This window comes from Micromonospora sp. M51 (genome assembly GCF_018070305.1).
Classification (GTDB): domain Bacteria; phylum Actinomycetota; class Actinomycetes; order Mycobacteriales; family Micromonosporaceae; genus Micromonospora; species Micromonospora parva.
Genome location: NZ_JAGPXZ010000216.1, coordinates 1 through 8,252, shown reverse-complemented (window position 1 = coordinate 8,252; position 8,252 = coordinate 1). Strand labels below are relative to the sequence as shown.

Below are 8,252 nucleotides of genomic sequence, written 5' to 3'. Positions count from 1 at the left end.
TCCGGCGTGGTGCTCTCCAACGGCACCGCGTTCGCCGGCACCAACCCCAACTCGACGGCCGAGCGGGTCAACGCGGCGTCCAACGCCCAGTCGGCACTGACCCGCGTGCGGTTTCCCGGCATCGCCATCAGGTGGTCCGCCCGGGTGACCGCCTTGGCCGGCAACCCGGCCAGGTTGACCTGCAACGGGTTCGCCGCCGCGTCCTTGCCACCGAGGTCGACGACCCAGCCCAGGTCGTGGTGCTTGTACGGCTTGCGCCGGCCGAACCCGTACGACGCGGCGATGTTGTACGCCGCGCGCTTGCCCTGCCGCTGCGCGTGCTGGGCCGTCATCCCGCAGACCTTCCCCGGGTTGACCAGGTCCGGCACGGCGGCGGCGTCGCCGCACGCGTACACCTCCGGGTAGCCGGGAACGTTGAGGAACTCGTCGGTGATTAGTCGACCCCGGTCGGTCCGCAGGCCCAACTCGTTGACGAACGGGTCGGGTCGCACCCCCACACACCACACCAGGGTGCAGGTCGGCACGTACTCACCGTCGGTGAGCTTCACCCCGTCGCAGGTCGCCTCGGCCACCGAGGTGCCCATCCGCACGTCCACCCCACGCCGGTTGAGCACCTTGTGCGAGGTGTCCGACATTCGCTTGTCCAACTCCGGCAGCACCCGCGACGCCACGTCGAGCAGCATCCAGCGGGGGCGGACGGTGAGCCGTGGCCGTTGGGCGTGCAGCGCGTCGGTGAACAGCTGCCCGTGCGCGGCGACCTCGGTGCCGGTGTAGCCCGCCCCGACCACCACGAAGGTGGAGCGGGCCTGCTGCTCCGCCGGGTCCTCGGCCTGCTCGGCCAGCTCGAGCTGGCGGACGATGTGATCGTGCAGGTAGACGGCCTCGGGCAGGCCGCGGAAGCCGTGCGCATACTCGGTCACCCCGGGGATGGGCAGCAGCTTGTTGACGCTGCCCACGGCGAGGATCAGCCGGTCGTAGGCCAGCCGGTTCTTGTCCCCCTCGGCCTGGGTGAAGCCGACCCACCGGTTCTGCAGGTCGACGTGGTCCGCCTCGCCGACCACCACCCGTACGCCCTTGAGCGTCCCCGTCAGCGGCACGGCGATCCGCTTGGGCTCGACCACCCCGGCCGCCACCTCGGGCAACAGCGGCAGGTACAGGAAGTAGTCGGTGGAGTTCAGCACCACGATCTCGGCCCGGTCCCGGGCGATCCGGCTCAACGTCTTCGCCGCGTGGTAACCGGCGAACCCGGCCCCCACGATCACCACACGAGGTTTCGTCATTGCGGGCCGTTTCCCGTCGAAGCCCCGGACAAACGTCGGACGCGGCACCCGCGCTCGGCTCGCACCGCAGCCGAACGTGGTCGCTGCGACCGTCCCCGACCGTCGGAGCTCCGGCGGTCAGGCGGGGGCGGGCGCGGTGATCGCCCAGCGTTCGTGGTCGCGCCAGGCGCCGTCGATGAACAGGTAGTCCGGGGAGAAGCCCTCCAACCGGAATCCGAGCTTGCGGGCCACCCGCCGCGACGGCTCGTTGCCCGGCTGGATGTTCGCCTCCAGGCGGTGCAGACCGACCGAGGTGAACGCGTGGTCGATCGCCAGGGCGATTCCCGCCGAGGCGTGCCCGGTCCCGCTGTACGGCAGGAACGCCGCGTATCCCAGGAAGCCGCCACGCAGCGCGCCGAGCACGATGCCGCTGATGTTCACGTAGCCGGCGATCGCGCCGCTGGCCCGGTCGCAGATCAGGTAACCGGCGCTGTCGCGGCGACGGATCCGGCGCAGGTAGAGGTCGTACTCCTCGGGGGTGGCCGGCGCGGCCAACCACGGATGGTGCAGGTCCCGACTGCGCCGCGCGGCGGCGACGAACTCGCCGGAGTCGGTGGGCCGGGGCCGCCGGATCGCGGCGGGACCACCGCTACGCAGGTATCTCACGGCCGACCACTCTGACCGACCGCTGCCGCCGTTGTCCAACCGGCCGGCCGGTGCGTGGCGCCCGCGGTTCCGTGATCGTGCTCGAACGTCGCGTGATCGTGCTCGAACAAGGATGTAGTGGCATCCGGCGGCGCACGTGACCACCACATCACTGATCGAGCGCGATCATGCGGGCGTTGGTCGCCGCTAGCGAGGCATCAGCAGGCTGAACTCCTGACCATCAGGGTCGGCCAGCGCGAGACGGCCCGTTCCGTCCGGGTCGGTGCCGAGCCGGGTCGCACCGAGTGAGAGCAGACGGTCGACCTCGACCTGCCAGTCGACCCCAGCGGCCGGGGCGAGATCGAAACGCACCCGGTCCCGGCCGCCGTTCGGCATGTACGGCGGACCGCCCCAGGTGATCTTCGTGCCGCCGTTCGGTGACTGGATGGCGGTCTCCTCGCCCTCGTCCCAGACCAGCGGCCACCCGAGCGCCCGACTCCAGAAGTACCCCACCGCCGGCGATCCGTCGCAGGCCAGCGCACCGACGAAGCCGCAGCCGGCGAGGAAATTGTTGCCCGGTGCGATGACGTCGAACTCGTTGCCCTCGGGGTCGGCGAGCACCACATGATCGATCTCCGGGCCCTGCCCGATGTCGGCGTGCCGCGCGCCGAGATCCAACGCCCTGGCCACCGTCTGCCGCTGGTCCTCCAGCGAACTGCTGGTCAGGTCGAAGTGCATCCGGTTCTGGACGACCTTCGGCTGATCCCAGGGCACGAAGCGCAGGCGCAGTTCCGGGTCGGCTCCCGGCAGGACCAGGACGCCGTCCTGCGGATCCTCCACCATCTCCCGATCCAGCAGCCCGGACCAGAACCGGGCGAGCCGCAGCGGCTCACGCGCGTCGAAGCTGATCGCGAACAGGTGTGCGGTCATCGCAGCGCTCGTCTCCCCTCCGACCGGACGCCGTGCCGGCCGTCGGAGCGCGAGCCTAGGGGTGTGCCAGGTCGACCGCACCCGAGTTTCGGCGGTGTCATCCCCGGTAGGGCGCTGCCACACCCCAGCCCCAGCGTCGGCTCACCGAGGAAGGACTCAGCCTGGCCCCGGTGTGGCAGGCCCTGTACGACCGGGGCGCCTCAGCCGGGCGAGCGACCCGTCAGAGCGGGCCGGGGAACGGTTGCTCCATCGGCATCGGCACCTGGAGGTAGGTGGTGCCGCGCATGTCCAGCCAGGCCCGGTCCGGCCCGCGCACCAGGCGCACCATCACCTCCTCGCAGGAGGGGCAGCGGGCGACCAGGCCCGGAGCGTGCGAGTAGACGTGCAGGCTGGCCATCGAGCCGGTCATCCCGCAGTTCTCACAGCGGCCCATCGCGCTGCTCAGGTCGACGGTGAACAGCTCGCGCATCGGGCCGTCGAGCATGTTGCCGTCCAGGTACGACATCTCGGTCATCGGATCTCCTCGACAGGGCGGGCGTCAGCCGGTGGGGCCGAAGCGTTCGGTCTTGACCCGGCGTGACGGGTGCCCCAGCCCCACCAGCAGGTCGGCGACGGTCTCCACGAACGCGGTCGGGCCGCAGACGTAGGTGAGCGGTTCCAGATCCGGGGGCCACCCGTGCGTGTTGACGTCGGCCAGCCCGATCCGGTGCGGTTCGCCGCGCCAGCCGTCGGGCGCCTCGCGGGTGTAGACGTACGCGACGTCCAGCCCGAAGTCGTCACGGACCCGGCGGCGCAGCTCGTCGGCGTAGATGACGTCGGCGGGGGTGCGCACCGAGTAGATCAGCCGGAACGGGGCCTTGCTGCCCACCGCCCGCCGGGCCCGGATCATCGCCATCAGCGGCACGATGCCGGAACCACCGGCGACGAGCTGCACCGGCGCGGTCTCCTCGGAGCGCCAGATGAACCAGCCACCGAGCGGTCCGCGCACCTCCACCGGGTCGCCGGCGGAAAAGACATCGATGAGGTACGGGGACACCTCGCCGTCGTGCACCCGCTGCACCGTCACCTCGATGCGCGGGCCGCCGGGCCCGTCGACGGCCGGCCCGGCGATCGAGTACGAGCGGGCCGCCTGGTAACCGTCCGGAGCGGTGAGCCGCAGGTCGACGTGCTGTCCGGGCAGGTGCCCCGGCCAGTCCGGCACCTCCAGCACCAGGGTCTGCGCGGTCGCCGTCTCCACCCGGCGCTCCACCAGCCGGCCCACCTGCCAGCGGTTCGGCGTTCGAGGCTGGGTGCTCGTCGCCACGGCGCGCTCAGTCACCCTGGTACCGCTGTTCGCGCCACGGGTCGCCGTAGTCGTGGTAGCCGGCGGTCTCCCAGAACCCCGGCTCGTCCATCGTCTTGAGCCGCAGGCCGCGCACCCACTTGGCGGACTTCCAGAAGTACAGGTGCGGCACCAGCAGTCGGGCCGGCCCGCCGTGCTCGGCGGGCAGTGGGGCGCCGTCGAAGGTGTGCACCACCCACGCCTGGCCGCCACGCAGGTCGTCCAGCGGCAGGTTGGTGGTGTACCCGCCGTAGGAGTGCGCGAGCGCGAAGTGCGCCCCGGTGTCGACGTCGGCGAGCAGCGTGTCCAGTGAGACGCCCTGCCAGCTGGTGCCGAGCTTGGACCAACGGGTGACGCAGTGGATGTCCACCGTCGGCGTCTCCTGCGGCAGGGCCATCAGCTCCTGCCACGACCACCGGTGCTCGCTGCCGTTCTCGGCGGAGATGACGAACTCCCAGGTGTCCAGGGACACCCGGGGCGTCGGGCCGGCCGAGAGCACCGGAAAGTCCTCGGTCAGGTACTGACCGGGTGGCAGGGCCGGCTCCTGCGTTCGGGGCCGGCCCTGAAAGCCGGGTGACACGATTCCCATTGCACAGTCGTACCATCCGCCCCGGCCGGGGCGGGAGCTTTCCCGCGTACCCCCTCGTCGGCTGGCGCGGCGCGGTCAGTGCCGCTTCGCGACGACCTCGCGGTCCGCGGGCAGGTCGCCGCCGCGGGTGGCGCGCAGGCTGGTCACCGTGACGACCACCAGCACACCGATGATCACGCCGAGCGAGGCCAGGGTGGGGATCTCCGGCACACCCTCCCAGATGCCGTGCGCCCAGTGCAGACCCAGCTTGAGGCCGATGAACGCCAGGATGACGGCCAGACCGTAGCTGAGGTGCACCAGCCGGCTCAGCGCCGCGTGCAGGACGAAGTAGAGCGCCCGCAGGCCGAGCAGGGCGAACGCGTTGGTGGCGAAGACCAGGTACGGGTCCTCGGTGATGCCGTAGACGGCGGGCACCGAGTCGACGGCGAAGACGATGTCGGTGGCCAGCACCGCGACCACCACCAGGGCGAACGGGGTGAGCGCCCGCTTCGCGCCCTGCCGCACGGTCATCTTGGTGCCGTGGTACTCGTCGACCACCGGCATGATCTTGCGCAGCAGCTTCACCGACCGCATCTTGTTGATGTCGACTTCCTGCTGATGCCCGGACAAGGCGTCGCGCAGCAGCTTCACCGCGGTGGCGATGAGGATGATCGCGAAGAGCAGGAAGGCGAAGTCGAGGGTCTGCAACGCCGCCGCGCCGAGGGCGATGAAGACGGCCCGCAGCACCAGCGCACCGGCGATGCCGTAGAGCAGCACCCGCTGGGCGAGCACCGCCGGCACCGCGAACGCGGCCAGCAGCAGCATGAAGACGAAGAGGTTGTCGACCGAGAGCGACTTCTCCACCAGGTAACCGGTCAGGTACTCCACGCCCTGCTGGGAGCCGAAGCGGGACCAGATCCAGGCGCCGAACGCCAGCGGCAGCGCGATGTAGAACGCCGACCAGCCGACGGCCTCCCGCATGGAGACCTCGTGCGGGCGACGGGTGACCAGGAAGTCCAGCACCAGCAGCAGGATGACCCCGATGATGGTGACCGCCCACAGCGTGGGCGTGCCCACCGACGACAGGTCACTGGCAGCGGACAGATACGACACTTGGCTCATATGGGGTCTCCTCGAACACCGTCATGTTCGAGGTCTCCTTCACCCACCACCTGGTGGGCAACCACCCGAGGCGCGCCGGGCGCGCCGTACTGACCGGAATGGTTCGTGGGAAGTACTCCCCTCGCACGACAAGGTTAGGCCAGGCTGAATCACCGCGCCAAGCGGGACATCGATGGTTGCCCTGGTAAACCGCTGTGCGTACCCGCAACGGGCGCGGTCAGCCGCGGCGCAGCGTCGCTCCCGGGGCCATCGCCTGCTCGACCAGGCCCCGATAGTCACGCGGCAGTTGAGTCGCCACGTCATCGAACTCACCGCCGGTGATCGCCTCGCGCAGGGTGGTGAAAACCGCCCGACTGGCGTCCCGGGCGGCCGGCTCCTGCACCCCGGCGCGCACCGCGACCCGGGCCACGAACTCCGCCGCGCCGAACCGGTCCGCCTGCTCGGTGCTCGGGCTCGGTTTCAGCACGAGTTGCAGCGGTTGGGGCAACTGGGCGGCCAGGTCCAGAACCTCGCCGCCGGTCAACCGCTCGGCGAACGTCTCCAACACGGCCCGGGTCAGCTCGACCGCCCGCTCGGACGACGTCGCGGTGCGCTGGGAAACCTGGTCGATGAAGGTGTCGTAGTTCATCGCGTACTCCCTTGGGTCGCGTCGGCGTCAGCGGGTACCCGCGACGGGCGAGGAGAAACGGCACCCGGTTACCCCCGGCGGGTGGGCGTGACCGGCCGGCAGACGGGTAACCGCCGCCGGTCGTCACCACATCGATGCCCGAGGGAGCCCACGCCATGGCGAGCTACGCCGACGTCCTGCAGTACCTGTCGAGCCTGGACTACCCGGCCGAGAAGGACGACGTGGTCCGCGAGGCCGAACGGGAGGGCGCCCCGCCGGACGTGCTGAAGGCGCTGCGCGCCCTGCCGCCGGTCGACTACGCCAACGGTACCGAGGTGGCCCGGTCCGCCGGGATCGAGGCCGCGCCCGAGGTCGGCCCCGCCCAGCGGGCCGAGCAGGCCCGGGACAAGAAGCACAACCGGGTCTCGCAGCACCTGCGCGGCATCTGACCCAGCGGTGACGCCCACAGCCCGGCGAAGTAATCGTCACCGATGACCTACACCGGTGGCCCGTCCCGGCCGATGGATGTGCGCTTCCCCGCCGCGCGGCAGCTCGCCGTCGTGGCGGTGGTCGGGGTCGTCGCCGGCTGCGCCTTCGCGCTCGTGCTGCCGCTGCCGCTCGCCGCGCTGGCCGGCTGGGACGTGGGCGCGCTCAGCTGGCTCGTGCTGATCTGGCACAAGATCTGGCCGATGGACGCCGAGCGGACCGCCCAACTGGCCGTGCACGAGGACCCGAACCGGGCGGTCCGGGACGCCCTGCTGCTCTTCGCCTGCCTGGCCAGCCTGCTCGCCGTGGGGTTGGTGGTGGCCAGCGCGCAGAGCGCGCCCCCCGGACTCGCCCGGGAACTGCACAGCGGCCTGGGCGTGCTCAGCGTCGTGCTCTCCTGGTTCGTGGTGCACACAGTGTTCGCCGCCCGGTACGCCCGGATCTACTACACGGGCCCGGATGGCGGGGTGAACTTCAACCAACCCGAACCGCCGCGCTACTCCGACTTCGCGTACGTCGCGTTCACCATCGGGACGACGTTCCAGGTCTCCGACACCAACCTGACCAGCAACGAGATGCGTCGTACGGTGCTGCGCCACTCGATGGTGTCGTACCTGTTCGGCGCGTTCATCATCGCCGTGACAGTGAACCTGCTGGCGGGTCTGGCGCGATGACGACACCGGCTGGCCGGTCCCCCGGAGCGCGACACGGGGCGGGGCCGATCGAAGGGCCGGGACAGGCGGGCGCCCCTGGTCACGAACCGCGACCGAGGGCGCCACGCAAGCCTGCCCAGGCGGTGAACCGCATCCGAACCGGTCGCGGTCACCAGGCGGTGGAGGCCCGCCCGAACCGAGCGGCCAGCACTGCCGTGTCCAACCATACGACAGAACATCCCCCGTTTGGTCAGAATTTGCGGAAGTGTGGGCCAGGGCACGTCACCGCCGACCGCTCACCTCCGCGTACCGGTGCTCCAGGTCGACCCGGGCCAACGCCCCCACCAGCCAGGCCAACTGCTCCGACTCGCCACTGGCCAGGCCGGCCAGGTCGTCGGCCGACCTGCCCAGCCCGAGTCGGCGCGCGGCAGCCAACGCCCGCCGGTCGGCGACCGGCGCCACCTCCCGCCACAACGCCTGAGCCTCGCGCAGGAACAGGTCGACGACCTGGCCGTCCACCCCCGGAAGCTCGGCGAGCAGCGCCCGAGCTCGGGTTGGGGTACGCCGGAGCAGATCACCGACCCCGAGTACTCCACGACCGCGTTCCTCAAGGGTCTGAAGCAGGTTGACGGGTGGCAGGACATGCCGCTGACCGTGGCCG

General features: G+C 71.0%; 10 protein-coding genes and 1 pseudogene. 2 read left to right on the top strand and 9 right to left on the bottom strand.

The window, feature by feature from the left end; translation table 11 throughout:
• The 8 genes from KBX53_RS14100 to KBX53_RS14065 form a co-directional block, all read right to left on the bottom strand.
• Nucleotides 1–1,280, bottom strand: a 1,280-nt coding sequence (locus KBX53_RS14100) for an NAD(P)/FAD-dependent oxidoreductase (protein WP_210859671.1), incomplete at its 3' end; no start/stop codon positions are given.
• Nucleotides 1,281–1,397: 117 nt separating this feature from the next.
• Nucleotides 1,398–1,925, bottom strand: coding sequence for a GNAT family protein (locus KBX53_RS14095; protein ID WP_307857950.1), 528 nt, complete (start codon nt 1,923–1,925; stop codon nt 1,398–1,400).
• 186 nt (nt 1,926–2,111) lie between these two features.
• The gene (locus KBX53_RS14090) at nt 2,112–2,834 is read right to left on the bottom strand and encodes a VOC family protein (RefSeq protein ID WP_210859669.1); all 723 of its coding nucleotides are present in this window, start codon (nt 2,832–2,834) and stop codon (nt 2,112–2,114) included.
• A 220-nt stretch (nt 2,835–3,054) separates the two neighbouring features.
• The gene (locus tag KBX53_RS14085; RefSeq protein ID WP_210859668.1) at nt 3,055–3,348 is read right to left on the bottom strand and encodes a DUF6510 family protein; all 294 of its coding nucleotides are present in this window, start codon (nt 3,346–3,348) and stop codon (nt 3,055–3,057) included.
• Nucleotides 3,349–3,372: 24 nt separating this feature from the next.
• A complete protein-coding gene (locus tag KBX53_RS14080) occupies nt 3,373–4,137 on the bottom strand; it encodes a ferredoxin reductase (RefSeq protein ID WP_030332556.1) in 765 nt (254 codons plus the stop codon).
• A gap of 7 nt (nt 4,138–4,144) precedes the next feature.
• The gene (locus KBX53_RS14075; protein ID WP_030332555.1) at nt 4,145–4,744 is read right to left on the bottom strand and encodes a sulfite oxidase-like oxidoreductase; all 600 of its coding nucleotides are present in this window, start codon (nt 4,742–4,744) and stop codon (nt 4,145–4,147) included.
• Nucleotides 4,745–4,819: 75 nt separating this feature from the next.
• The gene (locus KBX53_RS14070; protein WP_030332554.1) at nt 4,820–5,845 is read right to left on the bottom strand and encodes a TerC/Alx family metal homeostasis membrane protein; all 1,026 of its coding nucleotides are present in this window, start codon (nt 5,843–5,845) and stop codon (nt 4,820–4,822) included.
• A 217-nt stretch (nt 5,846–6,062) separates the two neighbouring features.
• The gene (locus KBX53_RS14065; protein ID WP_030332553.1) at nt 6,063–6,473 is read right to left on the bottom strand and encodes a DUF2267 domain-containing protein; all 411 of its coding nucleotides are present in this window, start codon (nt 6,471–6,473) and stop codon (nt 6,063–6,065) included.
• Nucleotides 6,474–6,628: 155 nt separating this feature from the next.
• Between KBX53_RS14065 and KBX53_RS14060 the strand changes: the two genes are divergently transcribed.
• A complete protein-coding gene (locus KBX53_RS14060) occupies nt 6,629–6,901 on the top strand; it encodes a DUF2795 domain-containing protein (RefSeq protein ID WP_030332551.1) in 273 nt (90 codons plus the stop codon).
• 42 nt (nt 6,902–6,943) lie between these two features.
• Nucleotides 6,944–7,612, top strand: coding sequence for a DUF1345 domain-containing protein (locus KBX53_RS14055; RefSeq protein WP_210859667.1), 669 nt, complete (start codon nt 6,944–6,946; stop codon nt 7,610–7,612).
• Nucleotides 7,613–7,873: 261 nt separating this feature from the next.
• On the opposite strand, the pseudogene KBX53_RS14050 reads toward KBX53_RS14055, so the two are convergent.
• Nucleotides 7,874–8,252: pseudogene (locus tag KBX53_RS14050) on the bottom strand (hypothetical protein); the annotation flags it as partial.